Genomic DNA, 16,400 nt, shown 5'->3' on the forward strand with positions numbered 1-16,400 from the left:
GGCGATGAGCGGTGCAGGCGTGCGCTGCTTTGCAGATCAGCGGCGGAGGCCTGCCATGCCCGACAAACCAGGTTCCAGATCATCCGGATTCGACCGGCGCGCCTTCATGGCCGGGGCGGCGGGCAGCGCGCTGATCCCGATCACGGCGCGCGCGGCGTCGGAGGATGCCCGGGCGCAGGCCACGCAGGATCCGTCGCTTCCCGTCGAGGTCACGCTTCGCGTCAATGGCAAGGACAAGCGCCTGAGCATCGATGCGCGTACCACGGTGCTCGATGCCTTACGCGAACATCTCAAGCTCACCGGCAGCAAGAAGGGCTGCGACCACGGCCAGTGCGGCGCCTGCACGGTGCTGATCGACGATCGCCGTGTGGTGTCGTGCCTGACGCTGGCACTCGCCGCCGAGGGACAGGAGATCACGACCATCGAAGGCCTCGCCACCGACGACCGCCTGCATCCGATGCAGCAGGCCTTCATCGACAACGATGCGTTCCAGTGCGGCTATTGCACGCCCGGCCAGATCATGTCGGCGATCGCGTGCGTGAAGGAGGGCCATGCCGGCAGCGAGGCCGACATCCGTGAATATATGAGCGGCAATATCTGCCGCTGTGCCGCCTATCCCAACATCGTCGCCGCCGTGAAGCAGGCCGCGCCCGAGATCATGAAAGGCTAGGCGCATGCGACCGTTTTCGTATCAGAGAGCATCGGACCCGGATATGGCCGTGCAGGCGCTCGGCACCGCCGCGGCCGCCAACGATCCGCTGACAAAGGCGGCGGCGCAGCCGCTTGCCGGGGGCACCACGCTGATCGACTTGATGAAGCTCGACGTGATGCGGCCCACCACGATCGTCGACATCACTCCGCTGGCCCATGCCTGGTCGGCGATCGCGCCGAGCGGAGATGGCTTGCGCCTCGGGGCGCTCGCAAAGATGTCGGACGTCGCCGCGCATACCGAGATCCAGCGCTTCTATCCGGTGATCGCGGATTCGCTGAAGCTCGCCGCCAGCGCCCAGCTGCGCAACATGGCAACGCTCGGCGGCAACGTGATGCAGCGGACGCGCTGCAACTACTTCCGCGATGTCTCCTATGAGAACTGCAACAAGCGCAATCCAGGCTCCGGCTGTGCCGCAATGGACGGCGTCAATCGCATTCATGCGGTGCTCGGGACCTCCGATCAGTGCATCGCGACGTATCCTGGCGATTTCGCGCAGGCGCTGATCGCGCTCGATGCCATGGTCGAGATCACCGGCAAGGCTGGTACGCGCAGCATGCCGTTCGCGCAGCTTCACAAGGCGCCGGGCAGCACACCGGACATCGAGACTGCGCTTCAGCCGGGCGAGCTGATCTCGGCGTTCTCGATTTCCGGCCGCTGGCCACGCTCGGTGTATTTGAAGGCCCGCGACCGGCAATCCTACGAATTCGCGCTGTCGTCAGCCGCGATCGCGCTCGACGTCCAGGACGGCGCGATCCGGGACGCCCGCGTCGCGCTTGGCGGCGTCGCCACTGTGCCGTGGCGGGCGCGTGAGGCCGAGGCGCTGTTGAAGGGACAGAGGTTCGACGAAGCTCTGGCACAGCGCGTCGCCGATGCAGCTTTCGCAGACGCCCGCGGGCGCCGGTACAACAGCTTCAAGATCGCACTCGGCAAGCGTGTCGTGGCACGCGCGCTCCAGCAGGCCGTAACGATGGAGATCTGACCATGACCGCTGCAGCTCCCGGGCCGAGGACGAATATGGGGCAGCCCGTGCCGCGCTATGATGCGGCCGCAAAGGTGACGGGGCGGGCGACCTATGCCTCGGACATGCCGCTGGACAATCCGGCCTACGCGTTCCTGGTCACCAGCGCCATCGCCAAGGGCCGGATCGACCGCTTCGAGCTTGACGATGCCAAGCGCGTCCGCGGCGTGATCGAGATCGTCACGCACGAGAACGCCCCGAAGCTGAAGGAGTCGAAACTGTACAGCAATGGCGGCTATGCCGGCACCACGATCCAGCCGTTGAAATCGGCCGAGATCGCCCATGACGGCCAGATCATCGCCGTGGTGGTCGCGGAAAGTTACGAGGCCGCGCGCGAAGCGGCCAACCGCGTCAAGGTCAGCTATAGCGCTGCTGCGCCCAGCGCGACGTTCGATTCGCCGGGGACGACGACGGCCGCCGCGAAAGGACAAAACTCGCAGTTCAAGGAAGACCCCAAGGTCGGGGATTTCGCCAAAGCGTTCGACGCGGCCGAGGTCAAGCTCGTTGCCTCCTACGAGACGCCGACGCAGCATCACAATCCGCTGGAACTGTTCACGACCAGCTGCGCCTGGATGGGCGACAATCTCGTCATCTACGAAGGCAGCCAGTTCGTCCACGGCCTGAAGAACGGCGTGGCCGAGCAGCTCGGCATCGACGCCGACAAGGTGCGCGTGGTCAATCCCTATGTCGGCGGCGGATTCGGCTCGCGAGGTTCGATGACGCCGCGCACCGCCATCATCGCCGCCATCGCCAGGCGCCTGAACCGTCCGATCAAGCTGGTCCCGACCCGCGACCAGGGCTTCACCATCACCACGCATCGCGCCGAGACCCGTCACGAGATCAAGCTTGGTGCGAGCCGCGACGGCAGGCTGGTCGCTTTGAGGCATGAGGGGGCCGAAGTCTCCTCGCGCCCCGACGCCTATTGCGTCGGCGGCACCAAGACCACGACGCGGCTCTATGCCTGCCCGAACGTGGACAGTCTGGTCTCGATCGTGCGTGCCGATCGCAACACGCCCGGCTTCATGCGCTCGCCCCCCGAGGTGCCGTATCTGTTCGCGCTGGAGAGCGCGCTGGACGAGCTCGCGGTGGAACTGAACATGGATCCGGTCGAGCTTCGCCGCATCAACGACGCCACCAGGGATCCGATCGATGGCAAGCCCTACACGTCGCGATCGCTCATGGCGTGCTTCGACGAAGCCGCCAAGGCGTTCGGCTGGTCGCAGCGCTCGCCACAGCCGAAATCGATGTCGGATGGTGACTGGTTGATCGGCTACGGCTGCGCCGCCACCTGCTATCCGACGCTGGTGGGACCGTCCGCCGCGCGCGTGCGCCTGCAGCGCGACGGCCGCACGCGCGTCGAGATCGCCGGCCATGAGATCGGGACCGGCGCCTACACCGTCATAGCCCAGACTGCTGCCGAGCGGCTCGGCGTGCCATTGGAGAAGGTCGCGGTCTTCATGGGCGACAGCGACCTGCCGCCTGCGCCGGTTGCCGGCGGCTCCAATTCCACCGCCAGCACCTGCTCGGCCGTGATGATGGTGTGCGATCAGATCCGACAGCGGTTGTTCAAGGCGCTGATGCCCAGCGACAGCCTTGCCGACAAGGCCAAGGAGACCGTCGGCATCAGCCCGGCTCCCTCGACCCAGGCGGCCAAGGGCGATCGCTCGCTCGACATCGAGAAGGCGTTCGATGCGCTCGGCGTCGGCGTGGTCGAAGAATATGGCGAGTGGAAGCCGGAGGGCGCGCCGCTGGATTCCTTCAGGGCCATGCACAGCGGGCAGGTTCGGCTGATCGGCGGCCATCAAATGAAGGACCAGATCGCCTATGCCTTCGGCGCCGAGTTCGTCGAGGTCCGCGTCAATCGCTTCACGCACGAGATCCGCTGTCCCCGCCTGGTCGGCGCGTTCGCGGCAGGCAGGATCATGAATCCGCGCACCGCGCGCAGCCAGCTCATGGGTGGCCTGATCTGGGGCATGTCCTCGGCGCTGCTCGAGGCCACCGAGATCGACGAGCGCAATGCGCGCTACGTCAACGACAATCTTGCCGATTACCTCGTGCCCGTGAATGCAGATGTGCCCGGCGTCGAGGTCATCATGCTGTCCGAGCAGGACGATCACATCAACCCGGTGGGCGCAAAGGGCCTCGGCGAGCTTGGCAATGTCGGCACCAATGCGGCGATCTGCAACGCGGTCTATCACGCCACCGGCCAGCGCATCCGCAGGCTGCCGGTTCGGCTCGAAGATATAGAGCTCTAAAGGGGGTGGAAACGGCGACCGCCTTGAGTTAGACACCTCCTGCCTCAAACGGAAGGTGTTTTATGCAGCGTTTCCAGCGCGCGCTCCTCGCCCTGATGTCGGCACTCGCGATCATCGTGATCGCCAGCGTGTCGCATTTCGTTTCCACCACGGCCTCGGCCCAGACCGCAGGAAAGACCATGACCACAGCTTCAGGCTTGCAGATCATCGACTCCAATGTCGGCACCGGCGCCTCGCCGCAGCCTGGCCAGATCTGCGTGATGCACTATACCGGCTGGCTCTATGAGAACGGCCAGAAGGGCAAGAAATTCGACAGCTCCGTCGATCGCAAGGAGCCGTTCGAGTTTCCGATCGGCAAGGGCCGCGTCATCGCCGGCTGGGACGAGGGCGTTGCCTCGATGAAGGTCGGCGGCAAGCGCACGCTGATCATCCCGCCGCAGCTCGGCTACGGCGCCCGCGGTGCCGGCGGCGTGATCCCGCCGAACGCGACGCTGATGTTCGACGTGGAATTGCTCGCGGTGAAGTGACTGACGTCTCTACATCGTCATGCCCGGGCTCGTCCCGGGCATCCACGTTCTTCGGGCCGCGTGGTCAAGACGTGGATGGCCGGGTCAAGCCCGGCCATGACGGAGATGAAATCGATAACAGCAAAAGACCGGCCTTGCGGCCGGTCTTTTCATTTCAGTCTAGCGCGCGTCACTCCGCGGCGCGGCGAGCCGCAGCGGCGGCGCGATCCATCGCGTCCTTCGCGGCGTCCTTGGCATCGCCCATGGCCTGCTGGCCCTTGCCCTTCACTTCCTGCACCACGCCTTCGCCTTTCATCCGATCGGATCCGGTGGCTTCACCGACGCCCTGTTTGGCCTTGCCGATCGCCTCGTTGGCGGTGCCCTTGATCTTGTCGGTCGTGCTGCCCATGAAAATCTCCTTTCGATTTGCTTGGAATGACAACGCCTGATGGCTACGAGGGTTCCGATTTTGGTATGGCTTGCGGCTGCGGCTTTGGGTTAGTTTGCCGCGCACGGAACCAACAGAAAGCAAGTCCCATGACCGGCCATGACCATTCGCATTCCCACCATGACCATGGTCATCAGCATGATGATGACCGCTGGAAACATGACGGCGTTCGCGTCATTCCCGGCAATCAACTCGATACCAACGTGCCGTCGACAGCGGGCATGGACCGTGCGGCCGCGATCAATTTCGCCCGCGTCGGCGCCCAGAAATTGTGGGCGGGCACCGTCAGCATCAAACCGGATGCCAAGACCGGCGCGCATCACCACGGCCATCTCGAAAGCGTCATCTATGTCGTGAAGGGCAAGGCGCGCATGCGCTGGGGCGAGAGCCTGCAATTCACCGCGGAAGCCGGCCCCGGCGACTTCATTTTCGTCCCGCCCTACGTGCCGCACCAGGAGATCAACGCCAGCCCCGACGAGGTGCTGGAATGCGTGCTGGTGCGCAGCGACGGCGAGGCGGTGGCCATCAACCTCGACATTGAGCCGGTCGAGAAGCCCGAGACGGTGCTGTGGATCGACCCGGTGCACCGGGATCCCAACGAGAAGAAGTAAGTCTCTTCAGCGGCGCGGAGAGCGGCGCGACAGGGCCCCGCAGTCGGGGTCCGAAAAATTTGTCGGAAGTCATGTCGGATGGCGGCCTGGCCATCCGTCCTTGGCCAGAACCCCGCCAAGGAGCCTCCGATGCCCAAGATGATCTTCGTCAACCTGCCGGTGACCGACCTCAAGCGCGCGACTGCCTTCTATGAGGCGGTCGGCGCGGTCAGGAACCCGCAATTCAGCGACGAGACCGCGAGCTGCATGGTCTTTTCCGAGACCATTTTCGCCATGCTGCTGACCCACGACAAATTCCGCCAGTTCACGCCCAAGCCGATCGCGGACGCCAGGACCTCGAACCAGGTGCTGTTTTGCCTGTCGGCGGACAGCCGCAGCGATGTCGACGATATCGTCGCCAGGGCCGCAGCTGCAGGCGGGATGGCCGATCCCGGCCCCAAGGACGAATACAGCTTCATGTACGGCCGCAGCTTCGAGGATCCGGACGGCCACATGTGGGGCGTGAACTGGATGGATCTTTCCGCCGCCCCTCTGCAGCCCGACCTGGCGAACGCCTGAGCCGAAACCAGTAGACCTCAAGAGGAGCATTCACCATGTCCAAGCTCGTGCCCTGCATGTGGTTCAACGGCGATGCCGAGGACGCTGCAAAATTCTACGTCTCGCTGGTCCCGAATTCGGCGATCACGCACGTTCAGCGCAACGTTGCGGACGGCCCGTCCGGCAAGGAAGGCTCCGTGCTCGTCGTCGAGTTCACCGTCGCCGGACAGAAGCTGGTCGCGCTCAATGGCGGCATGAAGATGGAATACACCCACGCCATCTCGCTGATGATCCATTGCGACGACCAGGCAGAGGTCGACAGCGTCTGGAACGCGTTCCTCGCCCATGGCGGCAAGGCGGAGCAGTGCGGCTGGTTGAGGGATCGCTGGGGCGTGGCCTGGCAGATCGTGCCAAAGGCGATGTTCGAGTTCCTGTCGAGCCCGGACAAGGCTGCAGCCGCGCGCGCGATGCAGGCCATGATGAAGATGGTCAAGCTGGACGTCGAGGTGTTGCGGCGGGCGTTCGAGGGCAAGTCGGCGGCGTGAGGGCGGGTCGCTCTCGCCACCTACTCACTGTCATCGCCCGGCTTGACCGGGCGATCCAGTACTCCGAGACGGCAGTGATTAAACCGATGGGCCGCGGCGTACTGGATGCCCCGGTCAAGCCGAGGCATGACAGCGGAATGTGAGGCGGGATTCTCGCCGCTAATAATTGATCCGCAGCCCCACGCCGCCATGGATGGTGTTGCCGACCGGCTGCGGGCCAAGCGTGCCGTTGGCGAAGAGGTCCACGATCCAGCCCTTCTGCACGCGGAAGCCGAGGCGGCCGCCATATTCGAACCAGCCCTGGTTGCCCATGGTCGGCACCACCGTGCCCTGGCCGGTCACTGTCGCGACGATGCCGCTGTGGCTGGCGAAGGACTGCACCCAGCCGCCATTGATGTTGGTCTCGATGTTGCTGCCGAACAGATGCGTCCACTGGCCGCCGATCTTGACGAGGCTGGTGCGGTCGGTGCCATCAGCGATGCTGGCGTCGAACGGATTGAACGCCACCGCGCTGTCGCGATAGCCGGAGACGCGTTGCCAGAGCTGCCAGACCTCGATCGAGGCCGCGACCTCGTCGCGCGGCGAGAGGCGGCTCATCCAGCCGGCGCGGCCGTAAACGGCGTAGTTGGACGCGTTGGTCGAGCTCGTCACGGTCACCGGCCCGAGGCTGGTGTCGTAGCTGCGCGTGTAGCGCGCCTTCTCCCATGGCGTCAGGATCGCGCCGACGTCGAAGAACGGGCGCGACGAGCCCCAGTCGGTGAAGTCGTAGCGCAGCGCGAAAGCGCCGATCGGTGCGCTCGTGATCTTGTAGCCGCCCTCGTTGTAATGCGTGTAGGCAATGCCGGCGAGCAGCGACAGATTGTTGGTCAGCTGCTTGCGGCCGTGGATGCCGGCCGAGAACGAGCCGGCCGAGCCGAACGCGCTGATGCAGTCGCCGCAATTGATCTGCTCGTTGACGCCGAGCAGCACCGTGCCGAGCACCCGGTTGGTGACCATCTGATTGAAGCGCTGATTGGCAAGGCCGCCGATCGAATTGCCGCTGGAATCCGCGCCCGTCGGTCCCGACGGCGACGGAGCCGGGCTCGGTGAAGGCGACGGATAGGGGCTGGGCGATGGGGAGGGGGTCGGCGTGGGCGAGGGATTCGGCGACGGGGAATAGGTCGGAGACGGATATGGCGACGGCGAATAGGTTGGGGACGGAGTGGGCTCTGGTTCACCGCACTCGGACCCGCACTCCGAGGCCTGTGCAGCCGCCGGGCGGGCATCGAACGTGACGAGCGCAAACGCCGCAGATGCGACCAGCGCAGCGGCAAGGATGAGGCGCCGAACGGTGAATTTCGCCATCGTCAGCGCCCGCACAGCATGGCGTCGTCCTCGACGGCAGGCGTGATGGTCGGCGAGGCGCCGGCGTACTGGTTGACTGCGCACAACCCGGCGCTCGCGGCGCAATTGGCGGCGAAGGTCCAGGGCGGCGTGTTGCTCTTGGTGATGCTCACCTTGCCGCCGGTCGAGGTGATGATGGCGGTGTCGCCGGGCTGGGTGAGTTGCACGCACTGGGCGCTCTTCGTGCACACGCTGGCCGCGCCGTCCTGAAGCACAACGACGGAGCGCCCGCGCTGCGAGAGAATGTCGAGCGTGGTGCCGCGCACGCCGATGGTGGCGAGCGGTGTCGTGATCTTGTAGGCGGCCTTGTCGGAGCGTCCGGTGACGAAGCGGAAGGCGCCGGTGGTCATGCGGATCGCGACGTCACGATAGCTGTGCTCGTCGTTGAAGACGGTGCGGTCGAGCTTCAGCGTGGCGCTCGGCCCCAGTGATAGATTGGTGCTGTCGGCCATCACGAAACGCGCCGCGCTGTCGGCGCCGGTCCGCACGGTCTCGTCGCGCAGCATGCTGTCGCCGACATTAATCGGCGTCGTGGTCGCGGCGACGCGCACCACTTCGTTCTGAATGACGACAGCCTGGCCGACGCGCGTCTGCGCTTCGGCGTCGGATGCCGCACAGATTGCGGCCGTGAGCAGTGTGGAGAAAAGGCAAAAACGCAAATTCATTTCGCAACCGATCGATGTGTCCCTGATCGTACCGGATCGCGCGCGCTTCTGATGTGGCGGAATTATCACAAGCGGCGCAGGACCTGCGTCATGCTTAGTGACAGTTGCGGCAGAATGCGTTCAATGACGGGAAGCAGTTTATTTTTCTCCGCGGTGAAGCCAATTTGCCACGCAAGACAGCCCCACAAAAGATGCGCGAATTGCCGGCGGTTCCTCAGGTGTCGCGGAGTGCAGTGATTGCTGTCGCGATCTTCCTGATCGCGCATCTGGCGCTGTTGATCGGCGTCGTCACGCCGGAAAAATTCGTGTTCGATGAGGTGCATTACGTGCCGGCGGCGCGCCAGATGCTGACGCCCGCGATGTCGCAGCCGATGCTCAATCCGATGCATCCGCCGCTGGCCAAGGAGATGATCGCGGCATCGATCGCAACGTTCGGCGACAACGCGCTTGGATGGCGTTATCCCGCGACCTTGTTCGGCGCGCTCGCGATCGTCGCGATCTATCTGTGTGGACTCGCGTTGTTCGCCGCGCAGGGGCCGGCGATCGCCGCCGCGCTGATCGCAGCCTTCAACCAGATGCTGTACGTCCAGGCGCGCATCGCGATGCTCGATGTCTTTGCGCTCGGCTTCGGCCTGCTCGCCACCGCCGCCTTCATGCAAGGGTTTCGCAGAGAGCGGCCGCAAGCGCTGTTCGCGGTGGCGGGCAGCCTGTTCGGCCTTGCGGCCGCGTGTAAATGGAGCGGCCTGTTCCCGCTCGGCGTCTGCATCGTCATTGTTGCGGTGATCCGCCTGATGCAGGGCTGGTATACGCTGTTCGCCGACGCGACGCCGGACGACTGGTATCGGCCGGAGCTTTGGCCCGGCCTGAAGCTGCATCATGTCGCGCTCTGCTTCGCCGTCCTGCCGGCATTGGCTTATCTTGCCGCCTTCGTTCCGCTCTACGGATTGTCGCTGCCGGACTTGATCGAGGCGCAGCGGCGGATCTTTGCCGACAACACCACGACGGCCATCGCCGGCCACACCTATATGAGCGCATGGCCGTCCTGGCCGCTGCTCGCGCGCCCGGTCTGGTTCCTGTTCGACAAGACCGCGGAGGACCACATCGCCGCGATCGTCTTCCTCGGCAATCCGCTCGTGCTGTGGCCGGCTCTGCCTGCACTCGCCATGGTGCTGCGCGATTTCATCGTGACGCGGCGCTGGGATGCATTCCTGATCGCCACATTCTATTTCGGTCCCTGGCTCGCCTGGGCGTTGCTGCCGCGCACGCTGGGCTTCATCTATTACTATCTGCCGGCCGCGACCGCGGCGTCCCTGGCACTGGTCTATGTGCTGCGCCGCGAGGGTCTGCCGCGCTGGCTGTTGTGGGCTTATGTCGGCGTCGCGGCGGCCGGCTTTGCGGTGATGCTGCCGATTTCCGCGGCCTTCGTCGGCGTGACGATGGGGGGATTCAACCGGCTGATGCTGTTCCAAAGCTGGATCTAGTGCCCGCGGGCGTGCATAGCCGAGTAGAATTGGCTTGCATGAATCAATCGGCGCGTGTGCACTGGCTGTCATTGCCGGAATTGGAGCCGCGGGGTGGGCATGGGGGATGGCATTGTCAGTCCGGATCATTCCAACGCGGACTGGCTGCGTGCCGTGGTCGATACCGCCGTCGACGGGGTGATCCTGATCGACGCCCGCGGCGGCATCCTGATATTCAATCCGGCCTGCGAGAAGCTGTTCGGTTATTGCGCGAGCGAGGTCATCGGCCGGAACGTCAAGCTCCTGATGCCGCCGCCCTACCGCGACGCCCATGACGAATACCTTCAAAACTACCACGTCACCGGCAAGCGCAAGATCATCGGCATCGGCCGCGAGGTCGTCGGTCGGCGCAAGGACGGCACGACCTTCCCGATGGAATTGTCGGTCGGGGAGGCCAAGCAGGGCGGCTCGTCGATCTTCGTCGGCATGATCCACGATCTGAGCGACCGCAAGCGCACCGAGGCTCAGCTCATCCAGGCGCAGAAGATGGAGGCGGTCGGCCAGCTGTCCGGCGGTATCGCCCACGACTTCAACAATCTTCTCACCGTGATCGTCGGCAACGCCGAATACCTGGCCGAGCAATTGCTGTCGCGCGCGGACCTGAAGCGGCTTGCCGACGATATCTGTAGCGCCGGCGAGCGCGGCGCCGAGCTGACGCAGCGGCTGCTCGCCTTCAGCCGCAAGCAATTGCTGCGGCCGGTCGAGACGGAATGCGACAAGCTCCTCGATTCCATGCACAAGCTGCTGCGTCGAACGTTGCGCGAGGACATCGAGATCGCCACGCACACCGATCCCGCGCTCCGGCACGCCTTTGCCGATCCCGCGCCGGCGTCAATGGCTGGGAGCTTGCAGGGCTTGCACGCAAGGAAAGGCCCGAGCTGCGCGTGCTGCTGACATCGGGTTACGCCCTCGAAACGCTGGCGGCGAACGGCCACGTCAGGCAGGGCGCCCTGATTTTGGAGAAGCCCTACCGCAAGGCCGAGCTCGCGCGGCTGGTCCGGGAGGCTCTCGCGACACCCGCACCGGTCTAGAGCATGATCCGGAAAAGTGTGTAGCGGTTTTCCGAAAAGATCATGCTCAAAATAATAAGCGCGATGACGATCGTATCGCGCTTCAAACTGTGATCACGCCTCCGCCTGCCGCAGGGCAGCAGGCGGAGGCGCTCGTCGTATCATTTTGCTGCGGTCTTGGTGTCCATGTTCACGACCTGGACCCGGCGGTTCATGGCGTCAGCGCCGTTGGCGGCATCCTTCAGCTTCGTCTCGCCGTAGCCGACGGTGACGAGATCGTTGCCGTTGAGGCCGTAATTCTGCATCAGGTACTTCTTGATGGTGTCGGCGCGCCGTTCGGAGAGACCTTGATTGTATGCTTCGCCACCGGTCGCGTCGGTGTGGCCGGCGACCACGAAGGTCGAGCCCTTCAGCGCCGGATCGGACAGCGCCTTGCCGAGCGCCTGCACCGAGGCCATCGAGGTCTTGGCGATGTCGGCCGAGTTGTAGTCGAACTGAATCTCCAGATCGATCTTCGGCTTGGTGGCAGCGAGCTCGGCGATCTGCTCGCGCTCGCCTGTCGAGAGCGACCGGGTCGAGCGGTTGCGCACGGTGTTCAGGAAGGTCGCTTCCTTGGCCTGCACGGTCGCATCGGTCTGGGGGCCAACGGACAGCCCGCGGGTCGCCGGCTTCGGCTTCAGCGCATCGACGATCTGGCCGGCGGAGATGTTGTTGTCGCCGGCCAGCGCAAGGCCGGCCGTCATCGACAGGACGGCTGTCAGGGTGATCGCCGTCAGTCCAAAAGACTTATTGAAATGGGTCATGGTGGTATCCTCGCTGTTACGCCTGATGGCGATTTGATGCTGCGAGCGTAGGGCAGGTTCAACGGCTCTGATGTGATCTTGGTCACATTCGAAACGGCGAGCCGAGGTCACTGTGCTCCGGTTCGACCATTCGCAGTTTGCTTTCGAGCCGGCCGTACTGGGTTCCGGGAAACCCGAACGTCGCAAAGGCGTCGCCTCACCGCCCGCCCGCGAACAAGAATTCGTCCAGATGTCCGCCTAACACACTTCAATCATTCGATAATTTGACGCGAGGGGAGCCGAGTTCCGTCCTGTGCCGAGGCCAAGTGACTATCAGCGCGACTATCAATTCCATCGCGGTGGCCCGCCGGATCGGACAGTGACCCTGAACGCAATGCCCATCTATATCGGTGCGGCGATGATCGCGGTGGCCATCCTGCTCTCGACACTGATCACCGGGGTGACCTCCCGCTATGTCGGGCTCGAAGGGCCGACCGACGAGAACGTCTGGCTGGTCGATCGCCTCACCGGCAGTGTCTATCGCTGCCAGGCAGAAGGACGTGGCAAGGCCATCTGCGACCCGGAGGTCGCCACCGGCAGCGTCGGGGAGCGCCCAAAAGCCGCACGCTGAAAAGCGGGTATCACTGCAGCGCAGCAACGAAATTGTCTTTTCCCTGCAAACTTGTGGCTGAAGAATGGCGGTGCGTTGGCCGGCATCAGGCCGGCTGCCTACTCGAGGAGAGAACTTGATGAAGACCCTGTTGCTCGCGACGGCATTCGCCGCACTTGCTCTGTCCCCCGCATCCGCCGCCAAGATGGCGTGCACCAGTGCAAACATGGCAAAGCTCGTTGCCGGCATGGGCGGCGAAGACACGCCCGCCAAGATCGCGGCGAGGAAGTCGATGGCCGCGGCCAATTCCGACATGAGCAAGGGCAACATGCGTGGAGCGTGCAAGCACTATATGAGCGCCGAGAAGGCGATGGCGATGAAGAAGTAGGCTTCCGCCGATCCCACACGTCATGGCCGCGCTGGCAGCAGATGGCAGCGCGGCTTTTTCGCGTCCCTGCTTCTTTGCCTCGCGGCGAATCCCGCTACATTGCACGCGCAATGCCCCGCACGTCCAAACCGCTTCCGCTCTCGACGACACAGGCCCGGCAGATCTGGCTGCATGCCCAGCGGCTGACCGACCGCGCTCCGTTTGGCGAAGGCGCAGAGGCCGTCTCGGCCGCTGTCGCCCATCTCGGCTATGTGCAGATCGACACCATCAACGTCATCGAGCGTTGCCATCACCACATCCTGTTCAGCCGGATCCCGTCCTATCGCCGCGCCGATCTGCGCCACGCCCAGAGTGTCGACAAGACCGTGTTCGAGTACTGGACGCACGCGCTCTCCTACGTGCCGGCGAACGACTTCCGTTTCTTCCTGCCGGCGATGCGCGAGCACCGCCGCGAGGGGCACAAATGGTTCGCCGCGGTGAAGCCGGCCGACACGCGCAAGGTGATGCGGCTGCTGCGCGGCGGGCCGCTGACGATCCGTGACATCGAGGACGACGTGCTCGTCGAGAAGGAGCATCTGTGGCAGAGCCGCAAGCCCTCGAAGCGGGCGCTGCAGCTCGCCTTCTATACCGGGGCGGTCACCATCAGCGCGCGCCAGGGCATGCTCAAGACCTACGAGCTGACGACGCGTCATTTCGGCTGGGACAGGCTGCCGAAGCCGGCGCCGGCAAGCGAGATCAGGGCCTATCTGCTCGACCGCGCGTTGCGCTCGCAGGGCGTGGTCAGCCTCGATTCGGTCTGCCATCTCGATGCGCCCAGCAAGAAGCCGGTCGCGCGCCTGATCGCCTCGCGCGTCCGCCGCGGCGAGCTCGTGCCCGTCGCGATCGAGGGCGCCGGTAAGCAGGAGCACTGGGCCTCGCCTGCAGCGCTTGAGCCGCATGAGGTGTCGCCCGATCTCGTCCACATCCTCTCGCCGTTCGATCCCCTGATCATCCAGCGCAAGCGCACCAACCTCATCTTCGGCTACAACCACCTGTTCGAAGCTTATGTGCCGAAAGCCAAGCGCAAGCTCGGCTATTTCGCGCTGCCCGTGCTGGTCGGAGACGAGATCGTCGCCGCGCTCGATCTCAAGACCGATCGGCAGAACAAGAAGCTGTTGATGCAGAAATGGACCTGGGTCGGGCAGGGCAGGAAGACGGCGGGCCGCAAGGAGCTGAAGCGCTTGATCGAGGAGGAGCTCGACCGTTTCGAGCGGTTTCAACTGGCGGAGTGAGGCTTTGTAGGGTGGGTTAGTCTTGTAGGGTTGGCAAAGCGAAGCGTGCCCACGTCTTGCCTATTCGATGACGAGACGTGGGCACGGCGCTACGGCGCCTTTGCCCACCCTACGGGACCGCGCATGGCAACGCGATCGATCCACATGCCAAACGCAATCCCAACCGCATAGGCCAGCAAATTCCAAAGCGAGAAGATGCGGCCGAGCAGCAACGCGCCTGCGGTGGTGAGGCGGAACGCATCGAGCCAGGGAGTATGCATCAGGCGGGAGAACTCGACGACTGCCGCGATCACTATCGCGATGGCTGCGAGCTGGCTCCGTGTCAGCCGCGGCAGCACGACTCCTGCCAGCAGAAACACCATCGTCGCCCACAGCAGCGAGCCGCCGTACTTCACGATGAACGCAGGCAGGCCGAGCGGGAAGCCGTACCAGCGAAGGGACAGCCCGCAGGCGATCACCGCGAGCGCGAGGGCAGCGCGGATCAGTGAGGTCTGTAGAGGCGCAACAGGCGTGCCCGGCTGCGTCTCGTGCATTGCTTGCTCCATTGACTCTTTGCTCGCGATGCTGAAAACGGCCGCAGACCCGAAAAAAGCAACAACTCCGGGGGAAGCCATGAGCCAGACCACCATCTATGCCGGTTCCACCGGTGCCACCAAGTCGGACATCGAAACCTCGACCATCCGCGCCATCTCCTGGCGCCTGATTCCGTTCCTGGTGCTGGCCTACTTCTTCTCCTATCTCGACCGCGTCAATCTTGGCTTCGCCGCGCTCACCATGAATGCGGACCTGAAGTTCACCCCGCTGATCTACTCCTGGGGCGCCGGCATCTTCTTCATCGGCTATTTCATCTTCGAAGTGCCGAGCAACCTCGCGCTGGAGAAATTCGGCGCGAGCCGCTGGATCGCCCGCATCATGGTGACCTGGGGCATCATCTCGGCGCTGATGGCGGTGGTCAGCGGCGTCACCAGCTTCTACGTCCTGCGCTTCCTGCTCGGCGTCGCCGAGGCCGGCTTCTTCCCCGGCATCATCCTCTATCTCACCTATTGGTATCCGGCCGAATATCGCGCCCGCTTTCTTGCGGCCTTCGCGATCGCGGTGCCGGTCTCGACCGTGATCGGCGCGCCGATCTCGGGCCTGTTGCTCGGGCTCGACGGCATGATGGGCCTGAAAGGCTGGCAGTGGCTGTTCATCATCGAGGGCATCCCATCGGTGCTGCTCGGCATCGTCACCTGGTTCTATCTCACCGACAAGCCGGAGAAAGCGGACTGGCTCTCGGCCGAGCAGAAGGCCTGGCTGAAGGCGAAGCTGGATGCGGAGATCGCGGCCAAGCAAGCGGTGAAGCATTTCTCGCTCGGCGAGGCGCTGTCCTCGCCCAAGGTGATCGCGCTCAGCCTGGTCTATTTCGGCTTCGTCGGCGCGCTCTACGGCATGCAGTTCTGGCTGCCGCAGATCGTCAAGGCGTTCGGTCTCACCAACGCCCAGACTGGATTCGCCACGGCGATCCCGTATCTGTTCGGCACCATCGCCATGATCCTGTGGGCGCGGCATTCGGATGCGAGCCGGGAGCGCGTCATGCATGTCGGCGCGCCGCTGCTGCTCACCGCAGTCGCGCTCGGCATCTCCTCCTATCTCACCGATCCCACGCTGACGATGGTGGCGCTGACGGTGGCCGCGATCGGCGTGTTCTGCTGCTTCGGTGTGTTCTGGACCCTGCCGACCGCCTGGCTCTCCGGCACGGCCGCAGCCGGCGCCATCGCGCTGATCAACTCGATCGGCAACCTCGCCGGCTTCGGCGGGCCCTATCTGATCGGCTGGGTCAAGGAAGCGACGGGGCAGACCTCGACGGGCCTCTTGGTGCTCGCCGTGCTGCCGTTGATCGCGGGCATCCTGGTGTTCGTCGGCGGACACGACAGCAAGCACGAATTCGCCGACCAGGGGCGGTGAGGGGGCGCGCACTTCGCGCGCTGAACCCACCATCTTCTCCGCAGAGCGGTTCTGGTGGGCACGCTCCGCTTTGCCCACCCTTGTATTAGCGCGCCGGGTTAGGATGGCCATGTTCCATGAGGAATGGCCCAGCCCGGGTGGCCACCCGAACTGGGCCGCCGATCGATCGGATCGATGCCCACCGAAGCCTTGAAG

Annotated in this window: 19 protein-coding genes; 14 read left to right on the plus strand and 5 right to left on the minus strand. The window is 64.5% G+C overall.

Features of this window, described 5'->3' with window-relative positions:
- Positions 1 to 55: 55 nt before the first annotated feature.
- The 4 genes from I6F17_RS15020 (at position 56) to I6F17_RS15035 (ending at position 4,512) form a co-directional block, all read left to right on the plus strand.
- Positions 56 to 670, plus strand: a complete 615-nt coding sequence (locus I6F17_RS15020) for a (2Fe-2S)-binding protein (RefSeq protein WP_036035305.1) — start codon at positions 56 to 58, stop codon at positions 668 to 670.
- A 4-nt stretch (positions 671 to 674) separates the two neighbouring features.
- Complete coding sequence (locus I6F17_RS15025; RefSeq protein WP_225131462.1) at positions 675 to 1,691, plus strand: xanthine dehydrogenase family protein subunit M; 1,017 nt, start codon at positions 675 to 677, stop codon at positions 1,689 to 1,691.
- 2 nt (positions 1,692 to 1,693) lie between these two features.
- The gene (locus tag I6F17_RS15030) at positions 1,694 to 3,985 is read left to right on the plus strand and encodes a xanthine dehydrogenase family protein molybdopterin-binding subunit (RefSeq protein ID WP_225131460.1); all 2,292 of its coding nucleotides are present in this window, start codon (positions 1,694 to 1,696) and stop codon (positions 3,983 to 3,985) included.
- A gap of 62 nt (positions 3,986 to 4,047) precedes the next feature.
- Positions 4,048 to 4,512 (plus strand): FKBP-type peptidyl-prolyl cis-trans isomerase, encoded by a 465-nt coding sequence (locus I6F17_RS15035; RefSeq protein ID WP_225131458.1) that lies wholly within the window; start codon positions 4,048 to 4,050, stop codon positions 4,510 to 4,512.
- Positions 4,513 to 4,681: 169 nt separating this feature from the next.
- On the opposite strand, the gene I6F17_RS15040 is transcribed toward I6F17_RS15035, so the two are convergent.
- On the minus strand, positions 4,682 to 4,900 hold the full coding sequence (locus I6F17_RS15040; RefSeq protein WP_036013900.1) for a CsbD family protein: 219 nt from the start codon (positions 4,898 to 4,900) through the stop codon (positions 4,682 to 4,684).
- A gap of 128 nt (positions 4,901 to 5,028) precedes the next feature.
- On the opposite strand from I6F17_RS15040, the gene I6F17_RS15045 reads away from it, so the two are divergent.
- The 3 genes from I6F17_RS15045 (at position 5,029) to I6F17_RS15055 (ending at position 6,632) form a co-directional block, all read left to right on the plus strand.
- Positions 5,029 to 5,550 (plus strand): cupin domain-containing protein, encoded by a 522-nt coding sequence (locus tag I6F17_RS15045; protein ID WP_036035299.1) that lies wholly within the window; start codon positions 5,029 to 5,031, stop codon positions 5,548 to 5,550.
- Between the two features lie 129 nt (positions 5,551 to 5,679).
- On the plus strand, positions 5,680 to 6,108 hold the full coding sequence (locus I6F17_RS15050; RefSeq protein ID WP_225131456.1) for a VOC family protein: 429 nt from the start codon (positions 5,680 to 5,682) through the stop codon (positions 6,106 to 6,108).
- 35 nt (positions 6,109 to 6,143) lie between these two features.
- Complete coding sequence (locus tag I6F17_RS15055; protein ID WP_036024771.1) at positions 6,144 to 6,632, plus strand: VOC family protein; 489 nt, start codon at positions 6,144 to 6,146, stop codon at positions 6,630 to 6,632.
- Positions 6,633 to 6,791: 159 nt separating this feature from the next.
- On the opposite strand, the gene I6F17_RS15060 is transcribed toward I6F17_RS15055, so the two are convergent.
- Both I6F17_RS15060 and I6F17_RS15065 read right to left on the minus strand, forming a co-directional pair.
- Positions 6,792 to 7,976: a hypothetical protein gene (locus I6F17_RS15060; protein ID WP_036035319.1), complete on the minus strand. Its 1,185-nt coding sequence runs from the start codon at positions 7,974 to 7,976 to the stop codon at positions 6,792 to 6,794.
- Between the two features lie 2 nt (positions 7,977 to 7,978).
- Positions 7,979 to 8,680, minus strand: coding sequence for a FecR domain-containing protein (locus I6F17_RS15065; RefSeq protein ID WP_036035296.1), 702 nt, complete (start codon positions 8,678 to 8,680; stop codon positions 7,979 to 7,981).
- Positions 8,681 to 8,871: 191 nt separating this feature from the next.
- Between I6F17_RS15065 and I6F17_RS15070 the strand changes: the two genes are divergently transcribed.
- From I6F17_RS15070 to I6F17_RS15080, 3 genes are all read left to right on the plus strand, one after another.
- Positions 8,872 to 10,161: a phospholipid carrier-dependent glycosyltransferase gene (locus tag I6F17_RS15070; protein ID WP_225132223.1), complete on the plus strand. Its 1,290-nt coding sequence runs from the start codon at positions 8,872 to 8,874 to the stop codon at positions 10,159 to 10,161.
- Positions 10,162 to 10,260: 99 nt separating this feature from the next.
- Positions 10,261 to 11,094: a PAS domain S-box protein gene (locus tag I6F17_RS15075; protein ID WP_225132224.1), complete on the plus strand. Its 834-nt coding sequence runs from the start codon at positions 10,261 to 10,263 to the stop codon at positions 11,092 to 11,094.
- The gene (locus I6F17_RS15080; RefSeq protein WP_162131228.1) at positions 11,085 to 11,231 is read left to right on the plus strand and encodes a hypothetical protein; all 147 of its coding nucleotides are present in this window, start codon (positions 11,085 to 11,087) and stop codon (positions 11,229 to 11,231) included. The genes I6F17_RS15075 and I6F17_RS15080 overlap by 10 nt, the downstream gene beginning before the upstream one ends.
- Before the next feature lie 140 nt (positions 11,232 to 11,371).
- Here the strand turns inward: I6F17_RS15080 and I6F17_RS15085 are convergent, their stop codons facing one another.
- Positions 11,372 to 12,013, minus strand: coding sequence for an OmpA family protein (locus I6F17_RS15085; protein ID WP_036035287.1), 642 nt, complete (start codon positions 12,011 to 12,013; stop codon positions 11,372 to 11,374).
- A 373-nt stretch (positions 12,014 to 12,386) separates the two neighbouring features.
- Between I6F17_RS15085 and I6F17_RS15090 the strand changes: the two genes are divergently transcribed.
- From I6F17_RS15090 to I6F17_RS15100, 3 genes are all read left to right on the plus strand, one after another.
- Complete coding sequence (locus I6F17_RS15090) at positions 12,387 to 12,623, plus strand: hypothetical protein (RefSeq protein ID WP_225132225.1); 237 nt, start codon at positions 12,387 to 12,389, stop codon at positions 12,621 to 12,623.
- A gap of 118 nt (positions 12,624 to 12,741) precedes the next feature.
- Positions 12,742 to 12,990, plus strand: a complete 249-nt coding sequence (locus I6F17_RS15095; protein WP_036035285.1) for a hypothetical protein — start codon at positions 12,742 to 12,744, stop codon at positions 12,988 to 12,990.
- A 110-nt stretch (positions 12,991 to 13,100) separates the two neighbouring features.
- On the plus strand, positions 13,101 to 14,261 hold the full coding sequence (locus tag I6F17_RS15100) for a crosslink repair DNA glycosylase YcaQ family protein (protein ID WP_225132222.1): 1,161 nt from the start codon (positions 13,101 to 13,103) through the stop codon (positions 14,259 to 14,261).
- Positions 14,262 to 14,350: 89 nt separating this feature from the next.
- Here I6F17_RS15100 and I6F17_RS15105 read toward each other — a convergent pair whose 3' ends face one another.
- Positions 14,351 to 14,794 carry a DUF2809 domain-containing protein gene (locus tag I6F17_RS15105; protein WP_036035277.1) on the minus strand — a complete coding sequence of 148 codons (444 nt, stop codon included), beginning with the start codon at positions 14,792 to 14,794 and terminating at the stop codon, positions 14,351 to 14,353.
- Between the two features lie 79 nt (positions 14,795 to 14,873).
- On the opposite strand from I6F17_RS15105, the gene I6F17_RS15110 reads away from it, so the two are divergent.
- Positions 14,874 to 16,205: an MFS transporter gene (locus I6F17_RS15110; protein ID WP_036035274.1), complete on the plus strand. Its 1,332-nt coding sequence runs from the start codon at positions 14,874 to 14,876 to the stop codon at positions 16,203 to 16,205.
- Positions 16,206 to 16,400 lie beyond the last annotated feature (195 nt).

The sequence above is a fragment of the Bradyrhizobium sp. NBAIM18 genome (assembly GCF_020193825.1).
In the GTDB taxonomy this organism is placed as follows: Bacteria; Pseudomonadota; Alphaproteobacteria; order Rhizobiales; family Xanthobacteraceae; genus Bradyrhizobium; species Bradyrhizobium yuanmingense.

Coding starts and splice junctions, on each gene's coding strand:
- I6F17_RS15075 (WP_225132224.1), top strand. CDS start 10,261: ATGGGGGATGGCATTGTCAGTCCGGATCATTCCAACGCGGACTGGCTG.
- I6F17_RS15020 (WP_036035305.1), top strand. CDS start 56: ATGCCCGACAAACCAGGTTCCAGATCATCCGGATTCGACCGGCGCGCC.
- I6F17_RS15040 (WP_036013900.1), bottom strand. CDS start 4,900: ATGGGCAGCACGACCGACAAGATCAAGGGCACCGCCAACGAGGCGATC.
- I6F17_RS15105 (WP_036035277.1), bottom strand. CDS start 14,794: ATGCACGAGACGCAGCCGGGCACGCCTGTTGCGCCTCTACAGACCTCA.
- I6F17_RS15050 (WP_225131456.1), top strand. CDS start 5,680: ATGCCCAAGATGATCTTCGTCAACCTGCCGGTGACCGACCTCAAGCGC.
- I6F17_RS15095 (WP_036035285.1), top strand. CDS start 12,742: ATGAAGACCCTGTTGCTCGCGACGGCATTCGCCGCACTTGCTCTGTCC.
- I6F17_RS15030 (WP_225131460.1), top strand. CDS start 1,694: ATGACCGCTGCAGCTCCCGGGCCGAGGACGAATATGGGGCAGCCCGTG.
- I6F17_RS15110 (WP_036035274.1), top strand. CDS start 14,874: ATGAGCCAGACCACCATCTATGCCGGTTCCACCGGTGCCACCAAGTCG.
- I6F17_RS15045 (WP_036035299.1), top strand. CDS start 5,029: ATGACCGGCCATGACCATTCGCATTCCCACCATGACCATGGTCATCAG.
- I6F17_RS15100 (WP_225132222.1), top strand. CDS start 13,101: ATGCCCCGCACGTCCAAACCGCTTCCGCTCTCGACGACACAGGCCCGG.
- I6F17_RS15090 (WP_225132225.1), top strand. CDS start 12,387: ATGCCCATCTATATCGGTGCGGCGATGATCGCGGTGGCCATCCTGCTC.
- I6F17_RS15065 (WP_036035296.1), bottom strand. CDS start 8,680: ATGAATTTGCGTTTTTGCCTTTTCTCCACACTGCTCACGGCCGCAATC.
- I6F17_RS15025 (WP_225131462.1), top strand. CDS start 675: ATGCGACCGTTTTCGTATCAGAGAGCATCGGACCCGGATATGGCCGTG.
- I6F17_RS15085 (WP_036035287.1), bottom strand. CDS start 12,013: ATGACCCATTTCAATAAGTCTTTTGGACTGACGGCGATCACCCTGACA.
- I6F17_RS15060 (WP_036035319.1), bottom strand. CDS start 7,976: ATGGCGAAATTCACCGTTCGGCGCCTCATCCTTGCCGCTGCGCTGGTC.
- I6F17_RS15055 (WP_036024771.1), top strand. CDS start 6,144: ATGTCCAAGCTCGTGCCCTGCATGTGGTTCAACGGCGATGCCGAGGAC.
- I6F17_RS15035 (WP_225131458.1), top strand. CDS start 4,048: ATGCAGCGTTTCCAGCGCGCGCTCCTCGCCCTGATGTCGGCACTCGCG.
- I6F17_RS15070 (WP_225132223.1), top strand. CDS start 8,872: ATGCGCGAATTGCCGGCGGTTCCTCAGGTGTCGCGGAGTGCAGTGATT.